This window comes from Flavobacterium oncorhynchi (assembly GCF_002217355.1).
Taxonomy (GTDB): Bacteria; Bacteroidota; Bacteroidia; order Flavobacteriales; family Flavobacteriaceae; genus Flavobacterium; species Flavobacterium oncorhynchi.
Map to the genome: position 1 here is coordinate 148134 of NZ_MUHA01000006.1, position 15528 is coordinate 163661.

Annotated in this window: 19 protein-coding genes; all 19 read right to left on the reverse strand. The window is 32.9% G+C overall.

The window, feature by feature from the left end:
* Nucleotides 1–191: 191 nt before the first annotated feature.
* The 19 genes from B0A75_RS05160 to B0A75_RS05250 all read right to left on the reverse strand — a co-directional run bounded on the left by B0A75_RS05160 (nt 192) and on the right by B0A75_RS05250 (nt 15523).
* Complete coding sequence (locus B0A75_RS05160; RefSeq protein WP_089053224.1) at nt 192–659, reverse strand: SRPBCC family protein; 468 nt, start codon at nt 657–659, stop codon at nt 192–194.
* Nucleotides 660–749: 90 nt separating this feature from the next.
* Nucleotides 750–1331, reverse strand: a complete 582-nt coding sequence (locus B0A75_RS05165; RefSeq protein ID WP_089053225.1) for an LOG family protein — start codon at nt 1329–1331, stop codon at nt 750–752.
* Between the two features lie 64 nt (nt 1332–1395).
* Nucleotides 1396–1920 (reverse strand): GNAT family N-acetyltransferase, encoded by a 525-nt coding sequence (locus tag B0A75_RS05170; protein WP_089053226.1) that lies wholly within the window; start codon nt 1918–1920, stop codon nt 1396–1398.
* Between the two features lie 23 nt (nt 1921–1943).
* The gene (locus B0A75_RS05175) at nt 1944–2480 is read right to left on the reverse strand and encodes a GNAT family N-acetyltransferase (protein WP_089053227.1); all 537 of its coding nucleotides are present in this window, start codon (nt 2478–2480) and stop codon (nt 1944–1946) included.
* 22 nt (nt 2481–2502) lie between these two features.
* The gene (locus tag B0A75_RS05180; protein ID WP_089053228.1) at nt 2503–3606 is read right to left on the reverse strand and encodes an MBL fold metallo-hydrolase; all 1104 of its coding nucleotides are present in this window, start codon (nt 3604–3606) and stop codon (nt 2503–2505) included.
* 294 nt (nt 3607–3900) lie between these two features.
* Nucleotides 3901–4320, reverse strand: coding sequence for a DUF1801 domain-containing protein (locus B0A75_RS05185; protein WP_089053229.1), 420 nt, complete (start codon nt 4318–4320; stop codon nt 3901–3903).
* Nucleotides 4321–4390: 70 nt separating this feature from the next.
* Nucleotides 4391–4759, reverse strand: a complete 369-nt coding sequence (locus B0A75_RS05190) for a nuclear transport factor 2 family protein (RefSeq protein WP_089053230.1) — start codon at nt 4757–4759, stop codon at nt 4391–4393.
* Nucleotides 4760–4838: 79 nt separating this feature from the next.
* A complete protein-coding gene (locus B0A75_RS05195; RefSeq protein ID WP_089053231.1) occupies nt 4839–5054 on the reverse strand; it encodes an ArsR family transcriptional regulator in 216 nt (71 codons plus the stop codon).
* A gap of 11 nt (nt 5055–5065) precedes the next feature.
* Nucleotides 5066–5479, reverse strand: a complete 414-nt coding sequence (locus tag B0A75_RS05200) for a hypothetical protein (protein ID WP_089053232.1) — start codon at nt 5477–5479, stop codon at nt 5066–5068.
* A gap of 33 nt (nt 5480–5512) precedes the next feature.
* The gene (locus B0A75_RS05205; RefSeq protein WP_089053233.1) at nt 5513–5998 is read right to left on the reverse strand and encodes an SRPBCC family protein; all 486 of its coding nucleotides are present in this window, start codon (nt 5996–5998) and stop codon (nt 5513–5515) included.
* A gap of 126 nt (nt 5999–6124) precedes the next feature.
* Entirely contained in the window at nt 6125–6610 is a 486-nt protein-coding gene (locus tag B0A75_RS05210; RefSeq protein WP_089053234.1) for a heme-copper oxidase family protein, read from the reverse strand.
* 23 nt (nt 6611–6633) lie between these two features.
* Entirely contained in the window at nt 6634–7074 is a 441-nt protein-coding gene (locus tag B0A75_RS05215; protein ID WP_089053235.1) for a GNAT family N-acetyltransferase, read from the reverse strand.
* Nucleotides 7075–7094: 20 nt separating this feature from the next.
* The gene (locus tag B0A75_RS05220) at nt 7095–7775 is read right to left on the reverse strand and encodes a DUF4919 domain-containing protein (protein ID WP_244284347.1); all 681 of its coding nucleotides are present in this window, start codon (nt 7773–7775) and stop codon (nt 7095–7097) included.
* Between the two features lie 227 nt (nt 7776–8002).
* Nucleotides 8003–9451, reverse strand: a complete 1449-nt coding sequence (locus B0A75_RS05225) for a DUF1214 domain-containing protein (RefSeq protein ID WP_089053236.1) — start codon at nt 9449–9451, stop codon at nt 8003–8005.
* Nucleotides 9452–9834: 383 nt separating this feature from the next.
* Nucleotides 9835–10581 carry a DUF2314 domain-containing protein gene (locus B0A75_RS05230; protein WP_089053237.1) on the reverse strand — a complete coding sequence of 249 codons (747 nt, stop codon included), beginning with the start codon at nt 10579–10581 and terminating at the stop codon, nt 9835–9837.
* A 180-nt stretch (nt 10582–10761) separates the two neighbouring features.
* Nucleotides 10762–12150, reverse strand: a complete 1389-nt coding sequence (lpdA, locus tag B0A75_RS05235) for a dihydrolipoyl dehydrogenase (protein ID WP_089053238.1) — start codon at nt 12148–12150, stop codon at nt 10762–10764.
* 343 nt (nt 12151–12493) lie between these two features.
* Entirely contained in the window at nt 12494–13078 is a 585-nt protein-coding gene (locus B0A75_RS05240; protein WP_089053239.1) for an NUMOD4 domain-containing protein, read from the reverse strand.
* 236 nt (nt 13079–13314) lie between these two features.
* Complete coding sequence (locus B0A75_RS05245) at nt 13315–14079, reverse strand: LytR/AlgR family response regulator transcription factor (protein WP_089053240.1); 765 nt, start codon at nt 14077–14079, stop codon at nt 13315–13317.
* A gap of 124 nt (nt 14080–14203) precedes the next feature.
* The gene (locus tag B0A75_RS05250) at nt 14204–15523 is read right to left on the reverse strand and encodes a RagB/SusD family nutrient uptake outer membrane protein (RefSeq protein WP_089053241.1); all 1320 of its coding nucleotides are present in this window, start codon (nt 15521–15523) and stop codon (nt 14204–14206) included.
* Nucleotides 15524–15528: the final 5 nt, after the last annotated feature.

A 15528-nucleotide genomic window follows, 5' to 3' on the forward strand; every position in this document is an offset into this window, starting at 1 on the left:
ATTTTCTCATTTTATGTCATTTCGACTGAAAGGAGAAATCACACAAGAAATTCCGTTCCAAATATTCACCAATCGTTGTCGAGTTTCGAGTGTGATTTCTCCTTTCAGTCGAAATGACATAACTGGACGTTATTTTTTTCGTTTATAAATTTTGCCTAAACCTTTGCGTGCTTTGTGGTAAAAATAAAGTTTTATGCCAATCCTTTCGGAAAACGATCTAAAACTAAATTCAATTGTAAATTATGCTCTAAATACGCTTTTGCTCCTGCTAAAACCAAAGTAAAACCTTCGGTTGAATTGCGAACTTGATCGATTATTTTATCAGTATCTCCCTTAAAACCTGAATTTGTAATACTCACAAAAGTTTCATTTTCATTTAATGGTGCAAAAATCCATTCAACTAAAGTTGTTTCTCCTGTATTTCCCCACTCAATAACGATTTTTTTATTCTCTTGTAAAACAATGGTTGTAACCGAAAGTGTAAAACCATACATTTCCCAAGTCCATTCTGTTTTTTGGTTTTCTTCTAATTTTCCTGACCCTTTTGTAAACCAAAATTTACTTGTTATTTGAGGATCAATAAAAGCTTGAAAAACTTCTGAAACAGGTTTTCGAATCAGCATTTCGGCTTTTGCAAATTTGTTGTTTTCCGTTTTCATTTTTTCTCGAAGTTATATGTTGTTTGTTAGAAGCAGGATTGATTCGTAAATGTAACTCTAATTTTTTACTTGTAACTCCAAATATCTAACTCATAATTCTTTTTTATCAATCCATTTTCCTACAGTTGGAGCGACATAATTTTTCATTTGATAAAGTAAATCATCAATAGTATCACTAACCAAAAGCATTTTTTGATTGACTTCTTTCAGTAATCCTTTTTCTGTCATTGTTTGCAGTAATGCTATCAGTGCATCATAAAAACCATTTACGTTTAAAATGGCAATTGGTTTTTTATGTAATCCTAATTGTGCCCAAGTCAGCATTTCGAACAATTCTTCCAGAGTTCCAAAACCACCCGGAAGTGCAATTACACCATCGCATAAATCATTCATTTTTGTTTTTCGCTCATGCATGCTTTCTACCAAAATTAATTCGGTTAAACCTAAATGAGCGATTTCTTTAGACCTTAAAAAATTAGGAAGCACACCAATTACTTTTCCTCCTGCGTTTAAAGCTCCATCTGCAACAGCGCCCATTAAACCTGCATTTGCGCCGCCATAAACTAATTCTATATTTTGTTCGGCTAAAGTTTTTCCTAAAGCAATTGCTTGTTCTTCGTAAATTTTTTCGATGCCAAAACTTGAAGCGCAGAAAACAGTTATTCTTTTCATTGTTTTTTTTTGATGTGAGTCTTAAAGATGCAGGAAGCAAAATAAAAGACTGCCATTTTGTAATTTACTTTTTCTTCAATTCATATTCAAAATACGGCACTTCAATACCATTAATGTTAAATATGATATCATTTATTTTTTCTGACCCTAATTTTAAAACCGCTTTTTGAGAACGAAAATTTTCTGCTCCAACATGAAAAAGGATCGAATTAACGTGTTGAAAAGCATAATCTATCAGTAATTTTTTAATTGAACTATTGTAAGGACCACCCCAGTATTTTCTTGTAATAAAAGTGTAGCCAATTCCAACGTTGGATTTTTCGGGATTGAAATCATAGAAACTTGTGGTTCCCATTATTTCATTGGTTTTTTTATCTAGAATTAAGAACGGATTTTTTGTACTTATGATTTCAAAATAGGTTTTAAAACCTTCTCTTTCATGTCGGTTTTTTACAGGATTCTGCTCCCAAATCAGCGGGTCAGATGCTGCTTGAAATAATGCTTCAAAATGATTTTCTTCTAGCGGAATCAATTTTGTGATCTCATTTTCTAAGAAATCGGGTTGTAAATTAAAATTTGATGTTGTCATTTTTAGTGTTTTTTTGCAACAAATTAATTAAGTTGGATTATAGGTAATCTAAAGCCAAATACAGCCAATTCTCCCTGCATAAAATCTAGATCTTCAGATCTTTTAAAGCCAATGTTTTCATACATCTTCCAAGCCGTTTTCATGGCTACAGTAGAATGAATTATAAGCTGTTTTCGGTTGTTTTCGGCTGCTTTTCTAATGCATTCCTGTGTCAACAATTTTCCAATTCCTTTTCCGCGTGCCTTATTGTCAACGCCTAATAAACGAAATCCTGCCGAGTTTTGTTCTTTAGTAGCAATTCCGCCAGAGCCGTAATATTGCATATCATTAAAGTAAACAACAGCTCCTAGAATTGTATTTTTTTCATCAACAGCCACAAGAAGTTCCGTTTCTGGGTGTTTTGTAAAATCGCCAATATTTGCCAGCATTTTATAATAATTGGGCTGTTCATTTTCTTTCGGAAAACCTTCTAGTTGTGAATAAACCTGAATTAATAGTTGTCCAATTTTTTCAAATTCTAAAGGAAGAGCGTTTCGAATTATATAGTTTGAGGTATTCATGTTTTTTTTAAGTAATACTAATTTAATTTATTCCGTTCCACCATTGTTTAAATTCTTGTTTTTCGTTTTTTAATTCCACTATTTCTCCAATTAAAGGCGTAATTAATGGAAGTGGTTTTTCATGTAAACGATTCAATTCGGTTACTTTTTTCAAAGGCTCGTCCCAAGCGTGAAGTGCCAATGCAAATTTTGAAGAATGAACAGGGAAAACTCTTTTTGCTTTTAAATCGTGCATTGCTTTTATAACATCTTCGGGCATATTATGAATGTATTTCCAGTTTTTATTGTATTGACCGTTGTCGATTAAAGCAATGTCAAAAGGACCAAATTTTTGACCAATTTCAGCAAAATGAGAATCGTAACCACTGTCGCCGCCCAGATATATTTTGAAATCGTTGGTTTCAAGAACAAAAGAAGTCCAAAGAGTATTGCAGCGTGTAAAACTTCGACCAGAAAAATGTCGAGATGGCGTGGTGTGAAGTATTAAGTTCTCATCAAGTTCTATTTTTTCATACCAGTCTTTCTCAATAATATTTTCTTTCTCAAATCCCCAAAATTCAAAATGCGAACCTACGCCAAGTGCTGTAATTACTTTTCTTGTTTTTGCTTTTAATTTTAGAATGGTTTCGTAGTCTAAATGATCGTAATGATCGTGCGTAATCAATAAATAATCAATTTCCGGCAGATCGTCAACAGTATAAACATCTGTTCCTTTAAAAGCTTTTGTTGTGCCCGAAATAGGAGAGGCGTTTCCGCTGAAAACGGGATCTATTAAAAAACGTTTTCCTTCTAATTGAATAAAATAGGAGGAATGTCCAAACCATGCTAATACATCTTGATTAACTGGAATTTCGTGCAAATTAGTCTTAATAGAAGGAATTAAATCAGCAGGGATTTTTCGTTCTACTTTTTTGAAGAAGAATTCATAAGAAACTGAAAAGTAATTTGCTCCTTCGGCTAGATCCGGCGTAAAGTTTTGATTTTCGAATTTTCCATTTTTATATTGTGGAGATTTCTGTATTAAAGCCAGTCTTTCGCCCGAAGGCTTTTTTCCAAATTTTGGATGCCGTAAAAAATTATAGGCTATAAGTACTAGTACGAAAAGTAAAATTAGGAATGTAACCATTTTTTAAGAATTGTGGTATTTGTTGGTTAGGAAATAAATTTATGATAGAATCTTCATTATATAGTTAAAAACTAAGGTTATGGCAATAATAAATACTAACAATAAACTTGAATAAAGTCTGATATTTGGAAAACCATTATAATCTTTCGATTCCTTGAGATGCAGGTATATTTTTTTTCGTCTATAAAAACAATAAACAAAAGTTATAATAATAAATACAAAAACGATACTCTCAAATACAAAACGATCATTGAGATGCTGCGAGCTATTTTCGGGTAAAACGGGACTCATTTTTTATTTTGCTGGATATAAATTCTGTACTTCTTTAATCGAAAGTAAAATTATTTTTTTTAAGATTTCAACATCAATATCACTTAGTTTTTTGATGTAAATACAAGCTTTTGATGATTTATGTTTTCCTAGTTTTGCAAGTTCCTTTTCGGTGCTTTCAGATAAATAGAAGTAAACTGTGGTTGCAGCTTTTCTTGGAGAAAAAGCAGCCAAAGGAGCATCGCCTTCATGTCCGCTCGCATATTTATAATGATATGATCCAAACCCAATTATACTTGGTCCCCACATTTTAGGTTCAAAACCGGTTATTTCCTTCATTATTTTAATAAGCTCAAAAGCATCATTTCTTTTTGCTTCATCTTCGACCGTGTTTATAAAATCAGTAACGCTGCTTTGAGTTTCTGTAGTTTTATTTTTTGCCATTGTTTTTTTTTTTGAATTCTATTTTCAGTATCAGTTTAATGATTTACTTAAAACTGCAACTGTAAGCGAGTTAAAACATTCCATTTTCGTTAATTGTTTCTGTGGGAATTGATTGACCTAAATCCCATAATTCTATAATTTTATCAGCTTTGAATTTTAAAATATGAACTACTGCGAAACCTATGTCTATTGGGGTTTGTTTTAAATGTGAATGTACTGCAACTAACTTTTCGTCTTCTAAAATATGATGAATTTTAAAAATTTTGTTAGGGTTTGTCCTTGCCGATTCTTCCATTGCCAGCATTAAAGTGTCGGCATCACCTTTGAAATAAGCATTGTGATGTTTAAATTTTTTGCCCACATAAAGCCGAAATGCTTCGTGTGAGTGACCGCCAGCCGCAAGTTTTAAAAAATTTTGCGCAATTTCTTTCCTAGTCATGATATTGTGATTAACAGCTAACTAAGTTATGAAATTTAGAAGGATTTAAAGAAAATAGAAACGGAATTTAGAGAGTGTACTATAATTTTTCAGGTTTTATCTGGCTGAGGTCGATGTCTAGTTTTGTAAATTCGGTTAAGCCCAAATCTGTAATATAGAAATGTTTATCAGCTGGATTCTTTTTTGCAATCCAGCCTTTTTCTGCAAAAGTTACGGCAAGCAGCTGACCAAGTTTTCCGCCAATATGTTCGTAGCACATTTTGGCGGGTTTTGTTTGAGTTGATTTCTCATCCATTTTTTTCAAATTTAGGATTTCTTTGCAACTAACTTTAATGCCAAATAGGTCATTGGGATATAAGCAAAAACTAAATCGACAATTGTAAACCATATTGGAGACGGTAAAGAACAAACGCTTACAATTCCTCCTAATAAAAAGAAACCTCCTATAACTAAGGCTAGTTTTGTTTTATGATTCGCAGCGATTAAGGCTGTTGTTAATGCACCGGCAAACGTTCCGAGAGCGTGCGCCAGGAAAGGAAATAGAAAATGTTTGGGTTCAAATAAATGCATGGTGGCTTGCAAACCTTCCATTGTTGTATTGTCTGCTCCATTTGGAGGCGGAATTATGGAACCGCTGACTAAAATAATACTCATATTAACAACACTTCCAACAAAAAGGCCGGCAATAACGGCAAGTATATTTCTTAAGATAGGATTCATAGATTCTGGTTTTGTATCACGAATTTATGAAATTTATTTAGATGATAGTTTCTTTTCGTTTTCGGTTTGTGGTTTTCCAGCTGCATTGGGTTCGCCTTTGCCTGTTATGATTAACTTTTTTAAGCTGTTTTGTATATAATTTGTCCAAGCATCTTGGCAGATTTCAAAACATTCGTATTCTGGAACTAAACCAAAATGGGTAAAACGGAGTTCTGTTTTTCCATTTTTTTCTGAAATTTCAAAAGTAGGTTTTGTGTTTGTCCATTCCGTTTTATCTTCTGTGAATTTAAAGTAGTTTTTCTCAATCAGCCAAACTATTTTTTGATTTGGAATAACTTCAATTAATTTTACTTTGCAGCGATGAATATCTTCAAAATGATAATCAAATTCATCATTTAATTGTGCTGTGTTTCCTTCAATTTCCTGCGACCACCAATTGCGAACGTTGGTAACGGCATTAAAAACTTCTTCTGGAGATTGATCGACTGCTATTGTTGTGGTAAAATCTGCTGCACTCATAATTATTAATTTTTAAAAAGTTGAACATCAAAGTTATTGTTTAAAAATCAATATGTTAGGGTGTTTAAAAGACATTTTTAAGGGGTGTTTCAGACAGAGAGGATCTCGATTTTAGATTTTGGTGTTTTAGATTTTTGAAAGTATTTCTGTTTGCTTTTTTCTAATCAGCCCAATTAATAAGTTGATAATGTATATGGGTATTCCAATAAAAGTAATTACTAATAATTCCAGAACTAAAGTCGAGTTTATTAATTGATAATCACTCAAGAATGTAGGGAATTCAGATTTTTGCAGAAAGATCATACTATAAATTAAAGCAAGCCAGTAAATTACAAAACTCCCAATAAAAATTAGGGAATGAAGTATAGTTAAAGATTTTACAAGCTGTTTTTTAAATACTTTTTGAACAAGCCAATAGCCAAATCCCATTGTAAAGTAGCAAATAAATAAAAAGATAGTACTGTCAAAATTACGTACTACGTAATAAGTATCGTGAATATTGATATCTAGATTAGCCGTTGGATCATCGTTATTCTGAATGAATCCGATAATTAAAATGAGCAGTGCAACGATCCAAAATATATGATAGACTTTTATTTTATTGAGATTCATGGTTCTTGGTTGATAGTTTTTTGCTAATATTTTGTTGTTAATGATTTATTTAACTCAAATAAAATATAAGTTCCGTTTTCAGATTGTCCCTTTCTTTTTTCGATGAAGCCTTTTCTTTTATAAAAGTCAACGGCTTTTAGATTATTTTCTAAACACTTTAAAGCGAGCGGGAAATTGGTTTTGGAAACTGCGGCTTCTAATAGTTTAGTGGCGATACCTTTATTTTGATATTTATGGTGAATGTATAAATGATGCACAAAATTAGTAGGTGTCCAGATTGAAATAAAACCAATGGGAATATCTTCCTGCAGAGCCGTTAAAATTAATTCGCCTTGTGTATATTTTTCGAAATCGTCTAATTGAAAATCCGATGTGTTAAGCCATGTGAACGTTAGTTTTCTTTCTTCTAAAAATAGAATTTTTAATGCTTTATAATCTTTATTTCGAGCTTCTATTATTTTCATTCAATTATAAAATTATGCTTTTACCTCAAAACTTTAGATTCATTTTCGAGCATTTTTTCGATATTAAAATAGATGCCGTCAACTTGATATTTGCCTTTCTCGAAGCTTAAATAATCACAATGATCTACTAAAGATTGTGATTTACTTTCTAGTTCGAAAACATTAAGCAGTACATATTCATGCTCAACAAGAAGAACATGAAATCCTGTCTCACATTGTTTTCCGTCGCCCGAAGATAAAATAGCATTCATAATATTGTGAAATTTAAAAGAAGCGATTTTTGAATTTACTTCATCGCCTTTTAAGTGATAAGTATAAGCTAGAAGATTGAGCTGTCTGAGATCAAATGGAAATTCGCTTAAACTATTGTTGATTAGTTTGATAATTTCATCGTAATCTTTGTTTTCCAGTTTTTCTTTACCATAAATTTCATTTAGTTTTTTTTCATTTGGCGATTTCCAAAAAGCATTGTATTTGGGCTGAAAAACGTAACCAAAATACAAATGGTTGAAATCGTCGTGTGTTAGTAAAGTATCGTTTTTTACTAATCGCTCTATTAATTGAGGATAATAAAATGTTGATTTTTTATCTTGAATTTCTTTTTCAATTGTCTTGTAATCTGGAATTTTGAAACCTTGATCTTGAGCAGCAGCTTTTGTTCCTAATACTAAAACGGCAAATAAAATTAATTTTTTTATCATGATTTGAGATTTAGATTTCATTATTTAATTTGATCTTTTCAAGGTTGAGTATAGATTGCGTGTTTTGGTTTTTTATTTCAATGCTTTTTATAAAAATAAATAGATTTGGAAGGCAATTCTTAAAAATCAAATAAAAGAAAAAAACGGTAGATAAGCCGAATATATCCTAAAAAAATCTGATCTGTTTACACGGATCAGATTTTGACCTTAGAATATTTTAGTTTTCGTTATTTAACTTTTTCTAAATCAGTTAATTTCCAGCTTTGATCACCTAAGGCAGGTGTTGGGCCGTAAAAACGTGCTAATATTTCGAACTTGCCTTTAGGATCTGTTGGCACCCAATTTGATTCACCGCTTGCAGGCGGAGCTGGACCAAAGTATAAATCGACAGAACCGTCACTATTCGTTTTTAATCCTGGACTTTGCGACGAACGTCCTGCACGTTTTTGGTTTCGAATAAAGGTGTGCGTGTCTCTATTATAAACTGTCATTGACCAGTATTGTTTTACAGGAACATTGGCAGGAACATTTACTTTGTAAGTGCTATTGCCATCAAGTGGATTGCCATCTTTGTCTACAATCTGCATTAAGTAAAATTGTGATTCACCAAGATGTTTAGCGCTAAAAAAAGCGATCATGTAACAAACGGCTCTATTGTCGATAGGATAAATTTCTGAGATTGAGTATTGGCTTTTTACGCTTTTAATATTGTCTTCATCTGCAGGAAAAAACCAATGTGTGTCTTTGTAAAAAGGAGGCGTTATTTCGTAATTATATAAAAGCCATTCTTTAGCTGTTTTTACGGCTTGTGTTAGAATTTCTTTAGTGCGGGCGTCAGGAGCAAAAGATTTCCCTCTTTGAATACCTAATGTTTTTAAAGGATCAATCATTACACGATCTCTTGTAAGCCAAGGTTCTGTTTGTACAATTGAATTTAATGTTTCATAAAAAGTATGGTCATACCGAATGTTTGAGTCGTACACATTATTACTCGCATCGATAAAAACAGTTGTTGGATTTTTTGAAGCTTCGCTGAGCGGATAAACTTTAATGCGTTTGGAGTAAGCTACTGCCGCAGCAACATCGGCAGCACTGCCGCTTTTTAATACAGAGCGCAAAAGGGCATAGCCTCTGTAAGTATCAGATTGCAAAGGGATATAACCTGCTGGTATTTTGCTTTTATCATAACCAGGAGGTAAAAATAGATATTTTCCGCCCTTTCCTTTATCAACTCCTCCGGGACCAACATCTTCAATTGCATTTTGCCAGTAGGTCATTACGCTGCCATTAAAAACGCCATTGTCTGCTGGTGGAATTTCTAATACAACAGGACCTACTTTTTCTGTATTGAAAAAAGGCATTAAATAAATTACATCAGGATTTGGGGTAAGAGTTTGATTTTTCCAATCTAACAGTTTTGGCCAAATAGCAACTTGATTGTAATTACCGTTTATCTTTGCAAGAGCATCGTACATCAATTGAAAATTAACTGCCGGCATTCCCCATACTGCAGCTTCAACTGCGCGTTGATACAAAATTTGTTCTTTAATATTTGCAGGTTTAAATTCAGTTCCAGCTGTATTTGAATTGTCGCTTTTATCTGCATTATTGGTTTGATTATTATTGCAGGCTGTCAGGAGAAATACTGACAAAAAAGAAAGAAGGATTTTTTTCATAACATTAATTTATTTAGTGGATATAAATTTTATTATTTTAATTTTTCAACATCCTGTAGATTATTCTTTGCCAAAACCGACTCTAAAAAAACTTAGAAGTTGAAAATAATCTTTCTGCTTAATATTTATAAGAAATCTATATTTCTTATGAAAGGGTAATTTATTAATCTAATGAGCGCATTATTTGTTTCGAGGCTTTTTTGAATTAAATTTAGTGTTAAAATTATGAAAAAAAAGTATAGATAAGTGATTTTCTTAAATAATGATGCTAAAAATCAACTGTTTATGTTTGAGGGCTGCTGCTGAGTAGTGATTGTAAGCAGATCTAGTTTCTAATAAAAAATCCGATTGGTTTATACCAATCGGATTTTAGATGTTTTTTATTATAATAAAGGAATTAAATGTTCCCAGTTCAGTTGTTTTGCAAAATCAAGCGGGGTTTTGCCGTTGTTGGTTTTGGCTGTAGTATCTGCTCCAGATTTTAGCAAAACTTCAACTGAGGTTTTATTTCCTGCAATTGTTTCGAGATGAAGAAAAGTATAACCTAATTCATCCTTTGAGGTAAGTTCTTTGGGATTGTTTTTTAGAAAATCAACAAGACTGTCTTTCATGTTTTTGCTCATCGGATGTTCTATAAGATTTTCGGGTTTTTCTTTTTGATCTGAAACAACTTGAATATCGTCGAAATCTCCAAATTCTAAGCCCCAAGCTTTGTCGTGTTCTTTTCTTTCTTCTTCATCCATTTCTGAACGCATTGCGTGTATCGTAAAGGCTCCGTAGGTTTTACCTTGAATAGCAAATAACCAATCGCTTATTTGATTGACTGGTATTTGTACTTCGTCTCCGTTGTTTACATTAGTTAACTCATCAGGTTGATTTACTAAAACGCCATAAATAGTATCGCCGTCAAAATTGATATCGTTAATCCACATATGTTCGACTAGAATTTCACCATCTATTTCCTGAGTAAAAGCCAATTTTACACAAGCAACATCAAGTCCGGGAACTATTCGACGGTATTCCCACGATAATTCTCTCCAGAAATATTTAAACGTTTCTTGTGCTTTTTTGTGTGCTTCGATCATTCTTGGATTTTCTCCGTCGGCAAAGAATATTGGTGTATTTTCCATTCTGTATTATTTTAATTTTAATTGCAGGCTGTATTTATATTTTAACTCCAAGATAAAAAAAATCTTATAAACGGCTTAAATTTTAACAATAAAAAAATCCGATTTGCTTTCACAAACCGGACTTTTTTAAATTGAAAATAATATGTAACCGAAGAGATGCAAATGCGTCTCTGGTTATTGTTACAAGTGAATTACTTCGCCGTATGCATCAGCAACAGCTTCCATAACTGCCTCGCTCATTGTTGGGTGAGGGTGGATAGATTTAAGGATTTCATGACCTGTAGTTTCTAGTTTACGAGCTACAACTGCCTCAGCAATCATATCAGTAACACCAGCACCAATCATGTGACATCCTAACCATTCTCCGTATTTAGCATCAAAGATTACTTTTACGAATCCGTCAGCAGCACCAGCAGCTTTTGCTTTTCCTGAAGCTGAGAATGGGAATTTACCAATTTTTAATTCGTAACCTTTTTCTTTTGCTTGTTTTTCGGTTAAACCTACAGAAGCGATTTCTGGAGTTGCATAAGTACAACCAGGAACGTTTCCGTAATCGATTGGATCTACATGTAAACCTGCGATTTTTTCCACACAGTTAATTCCTTCAGCAGAAGCTACGTGAGCTAACGCCTGCCCAGGAGTAACGTCTCCAATCGCATAGTAACCAGGAATGTTAGTTGCGTTGTAAGCGTTTACTAAGATTTTATCTCTGTCAACAGCGATTCCAACTTCTTCTAAACCAATATTTTCGATGTTTGTTTTAATTCCAACTGCCGAAAGTACGATGTCAGCTTCAAGAATTTCTTCTCCTTTTGCTGTTTTTACAGTTGCTTTAACTCCATTTCCTGTAGTATCAATTTTTTCTACAGAAGAGTTAGTCATAATTTTTACACCTGCTTTTTTCATAGAACGTTCCATTTGTTTAGAAACATCTTCGTCTTCAACAGGAACAATGTTTGGCATAAATTCTACGATCGTAACTTCAGTTCCCATAGAGTTATAGAAGTGAGCGAACTCAACTCCAATTGCTCCAGAACCTACGATAATCATAGATTTTGGCTGAGTTGGCAACGTCATTGCTTGACGGTATCCAATTACTTTTACACCATCTTGAGGTAAGTTTGGAAGCTCACGAGAACGAGCTCCAGTTGCGATGATAATATGATCAGCGCTGTATTCAGTAACTTTATTGTCTTTATCTGTAACGTCAAGTTTTTTTCCTGGTTTTAGTTTTCCAAAACCTTCGATAACGTCAATTTTGTTTTTCTTCATTAAGAATTGAACTCCTTTGCTCATTCCTTCAGCAACACCACGGCTTCTTTGAACAACAGCAGGGAAATCTTTATCAAATTCAGAAACTTTCAATCCGTAATCAGAAGCGTGCTTTAAGTAATCAAAAACCTGAGCTGATTTCAATAATGCTTTAGTTGGGATACATCCCCAGTTTAAACATACACCACCAAGATTTTCTTTTTCAACTACAGCTACTTTAAAGCCTAATTGTGATGCTCTAATTGCTGTAACATATCCGCCAGGACCACTTCCTAAAACAATAACGTCGTATTTCATTTTTTTGGTTTTTAGTATTTATTATCGAAAAGGAGGTTTATAATTCCGAAACTCACTTGCCGATTTTTTCTTTTGTTATTTGTGATTGCGAATTTAAGGAATTATTTTAAAAAACGCTTGAAATTTTATTTTTACCCCTGCTGATTTTGACCTTTTCACAGAAATTGAATGAATTGTGAATTGTAAATTGTGAATTATGAATTGAAAATTCAGATTTAGAAGTTTAAATCGAAATTACACCCTTTACCAATAATAAGCAAAGTCGAAGTCCTTTCTTGTAGAAATGGGCTTCGACTTCGCTCAGAGTGACATCAGTGCTGAATTAATAATTTACAATTTATAATTATACTTTGACGTGTCCCCAATTTTCACCGCTTGCAATTCTACGTATCTGCATTTCGCTTACGCCAAATTGTTTGGCGATCATTTTTAGACGTGTTTTTTGTTCTGGTCTTGCTAATATTTTCTTGATTAACATGACTTTTGTTGTAGTCAATTTTCTTCCGTCGGCTTTTAAGTTGTGCTCGATCAGGTTTTTCTTGGCTTGAATTACTTTCGGACTTTTACGGCTGTGCGCCATCATTTCGGCTTTTGTTGCCCAGCATAAATTGCGTACATCATCATTGCTTCGATTGTAGTCTAAGTGAAGTACATAAGTTTGTTCTTCTGATTCTTTAGGAATAAAATAATGGGCAACTAATTTGTATAAAAAAAGGTATTTGTTAACGATTTGATCGTCTTTTTTTACCTTAAATCTAAAAGTAGGATATCCATCGCTTAAACCGCCTTTTAAAAGACGTCCGTTTTCAATTTCATCAGTGAAGCTTATTAATCGGCCTCTGTTTGAAATGGCGTATTTAAGTTGTAATGAGGCATTTATTTCTATTTCTTTGAATTTTTCGTCAGGGTAAAATCTGTGTTGTGGCATTTTCGTTTACATTTGATTTTTGAATCTCAAAGATAAAGAATTGATCAAAAATGATCGCTATCGTGCTGGTTATGAAGCATCAGTTTTATGATTCTTATAACGCTAATTTAACGTTTTCTAAATTTTTTTGGCAATTTGTAAAGTCCTTCTCTATCAAAAAATGCGAATGATACACTTTTTTGATTTTTGATATTCTAATAAAACCACATTTTAGAACTCAAAAAAGGATCTGAATTTTATTGATCGAGCCAGTTTTTGAAATTATTGATTTCTTTTTTGCTTATGATTATTGGGTCATTTTCAACAGAAGGAACAGTAAGAATCAATTCGATTTTTTGATTAGAGTGTTTCAAGACTTCTTTTATAGTACTTCGATTTACAATGTATTTACGATTTATTTTAAAAAATGTAAATGGATCGAGGTTGTTAATAATATCGGTCAAGGTGCTATTGTATAAAAAACTGTTTCCAGAATTGACATATATAAACAAATGTTTTCCAGATGCGGCAAAATAGGTAATTTCGGCTTCGTTTATAGAGATAAGCTTATAACCGTGGTTTACTAAAAAATGACGCTGTATTTTGCTTGTTTCGGGGTTTTCGATTGCAACTAATGATTGCAGTGTTGCATCGCTGTTAAAAGTTTCTTTTATTTTTTTGAATTTGATTAGGGCTTCAAATAATTCTTGTTCTTCAAAAGGTTTTAAAAGATAATCAATTGTAAAGTGTTTAAAAACTGAAATGGCGTAGGAATCGTAAGCGGTAACAAAAATGACAGGGCAGGAGATCGTTGTTTTTTCAAAAATTTCAAGACTTTTTCCGTCGCCTAAATGAATATCCATAAAAGCCAAGTCGACATTGTTTTCAGAAAAAAAGGCCACAGCTTCTTTTACAGATTTTAAAACTGCAATTTCGGCTATTTGCAAAATGTCCTGCTGTTCTAAAATAGATTTTAGATAGCTTGAAGCAAGATATTCGTCTTCAACAATGGCAATTTTCATTTTTAAAGCTTCATTTATAGAACCAGAATTCTAAAGTTGATTTTGCAAAGATAGTTGACTCTGTTTTTAAATGCAAAAAGGCCCAGTTTTTTGAACTGGACCTTTTTTCTGATTTTGAACGAACTTATAAATTCGGATTATTTAATCTTGCGTCTGCTGGATAAATAATAGTGTAACGCGGATCGTTTTGTAGTAAAGTGTACTCTATGTTCATGAATTTATGAACAATTTGTTTTTGAGTACTTCTTCTTAAATCGAACCAGCGGTGTCCTTCTACAGGAAATTCTCTGCGTCTTTCTTCAAAAATGAAGTTGGTTAGATCAGTCGCATTCATTGTATTGATACTGCTTGCAAGCTGATCGTATCCTGCTGGTGTGTATCTGTTTTTAATAAAAGTTAAAACAGTTGCTTTTGCATCGTTAATATTATCCAACTTCAACAAAGTTTCGGCTTTTGTTAAATACAGTTCTGAAGATCTGAATGATGATTTTTGATCGTCGTTTCCACCTTTTAAAATTCTAAAACGGCTTCCGCTTGCTGCAAAATAAAGCGGGAAACGCAAGTCAGTTGTTTTATTGTAAGCCGCAATTAAGTCTGCAGATGCATAAGAAGCTCTTTTTAGACCAACGATATAACCATCTTCAAGCGCTAAAATAGATTCTTTTCCATCATATTTTGTAGCCAAAACCGGCGTTGCTTTTAAATCAATTAAAGTGTTTTTTAATTCTAAAGCTTTATTGGCAGCATCAAGTGATTTTTGCCATTGCTGTTGATACAAATACAAACGGCTTTCTAAACTGTATAGCGCCACTTTTGAGAAACGGTAATTTAAACCTTTTGGCTGCGTACTTAATTTAATTAATTTTTCAGCTTCTTTAGTATCAGAAATAACTTGATTGTAAATAACGTCTACGCTCTGCGGAATAAATACTTGCTCCAAATCAATCTCTAAAGCTAATGGAACTCCTTTGTCTGAAGCTGCAGTTGCAGGATTATAAGGTTTTCCAAAAAGATTTATTAAATCAAAATTTGCCATTGCTCTCAAAGCATAAGCTTCTCCAATTAATTGATCTCTTTCTTCAGATGCTGCTACTTTATTAGACGCTTCGTTGATAATTACGTTTGTATAAAAAATTACAGTATATAAATCTTGATAATGAAAATTTAGTGTATTTCGATCCGGATTTAGATCTTTCCAGATATGTACATCTTTGTAAATAGCAGTTTCACTGTTATCTTCATTCAGTATTAGTTCGTCTGTACGAGCGGCGCTCAATGATTTGTGTTCTGGGTAAACTGAATATGCTGTTGTTAAAACCGCACGAAACTCATTTAGTGATTCTGGAATTACTTTTCCCACTGGAGTAATATCCAAATAGTCATCGCAGCTGCTAAGTGCAATAGCAGCGACGAAAAGTGTTATATATTTTGAGAATTTTTTCATCTTTT

Excerpts from the sequence above, each read along its gene's own strand:
- B0A75_RS05160 (WP_089053224.1), bottom strand. The coding sequence starts at position 659 with ATGAAAACGGAAAACAACAAATTTGCAAAAGCCGAAATGCTGATTCGA.
- B0A75_RS05165 (WP_089053225.1), bottom strand. The coding sequence starts at position 1,331 with ATGAAAAGAATAACTGTTTTCTGCGCTTCAAGTTTTGGCATCGAAAAA.
- B0A75_RS05170 (WP_089053226.1), bottom strand. The coding sequence starts at position 1,920 with ATGACAACATCAAATTTTAATTTACAACCCGATTTCTTAGAAAATGAG.
- B0A75_RS05175 (WP_089053227.1), bottom strand. The coding sequence starts at position 2,480 with ATGAATACCTCAAACTATATAATTCGAAACGCTCTTCCTTTAGAATTT.
- B0A75_RS05180 (WP_089053228.1), bottom strand. The coding sequence starts at position 3,606 with ATGGTTACATTCCTAATTTTACTTTTCGTACTAGTACTTATAGCCTAT.
- B0A75_RS05185 (WP_089053229.1), bottom strand. The coding sequence starts at position 4,320 with ATGGCAAAAAATAAAACTACAGAAACTCAAAGCAGCGTTACTGATTTT.
- B0A75_RS05190 (WP_089053230.1), bottom strand. The coding sequence starts at position 4,759 with ATGACTAGGAAAGAAATTGCGCAAAATTTTTTAAAACTTGCGGCTGGC.
- B0A75_RS05195 (WP_089053231.1), bottom strand. The coding sequence starts at position 5,054 with ATGGATGAGAAATCAACTCAAACAAAACCCGCCAAAATGTGCTACGAA.
- B0A75_RS05200 (WP_089053232.1), bottom strand. The coding sequence starts at position 5,479 with ATGAATCCTATCTTAAGAAATATACTTGCCGTTATTGCCGGCCTTTTT.
- B0A75_RS05205 (WP_089053233.1), bottom strand. The coding sequence starts at position 5,998 with ATGAGTGCAGCAGATTTTACCACAACAATAGCAGTCGATCAATCTCCA.
- B0A75_RS05210 (WP_089053234.1), bottom strand. The coding sequence starts at position 6,610 with ATGAATCTCAATAAAATAAAAGTCTATCATATATTTTGGATCGTTGCA.
- B0A75_RS05215 (WP_089053235.1), bottom strand. The coding sequence starts at position 7,074 with ATGAAAATAATAGAAGCTCGAAATAAAGATTATAAAGCATTAAAAATT.
- B0A75_RS05220 (WP_244284347.1), bottom strand. The coding sequence starts at position 7,775 with ATGATAAAAAAATTAATTTTATTTGCCGTTTTAGTATTAGGAACAAAA.
- B0A75_RS05225 (WP_089053236.1), bottom strand. The coding sequence starts at position 9,451 with ATGAAAAAAATCCTTCTTTCTTTTTTGTCAGTATTTCTCCTGACAGCC.
- B0A75_RS05230 (WP_089053237.1), bottom strand. The coding sequence starts at position 10,581 with ATGGAAAATACACCAATATTCTTTGCCGACGGAGAAAATCCAAGAATG.
- lpdA (WP_089053238.1), bottom strand. The coding sequence starts at position 12,150 with ATGAAATACGACGTTATTGTTTTAGGAAGTGGTCCTGGCGGATATGTT.
- B0A75_RS05240 (WP_089053239.1), bottom strand. The coding sequence starts at position 13,078 with ATGCCACAACACAGATTTTACCCTGACGAAAAATTCAAAGAAATAGAA.
- B0A75_RS05245 (WP_089053240.1), bottom strand. The coding sequence starts at position 14,079 with ATGAAAATTGCCATTGTTGAAGACGAATATCTTGCTTCAAGCTATCTA.
- B0A75_RS05250 (WP_089053241.1), bottom strand. The coding sequence starts at position 15,523 with ATGAAAAAATTCTCAAAATATATAACACTTTTCGTCGCTGCTATTGCA.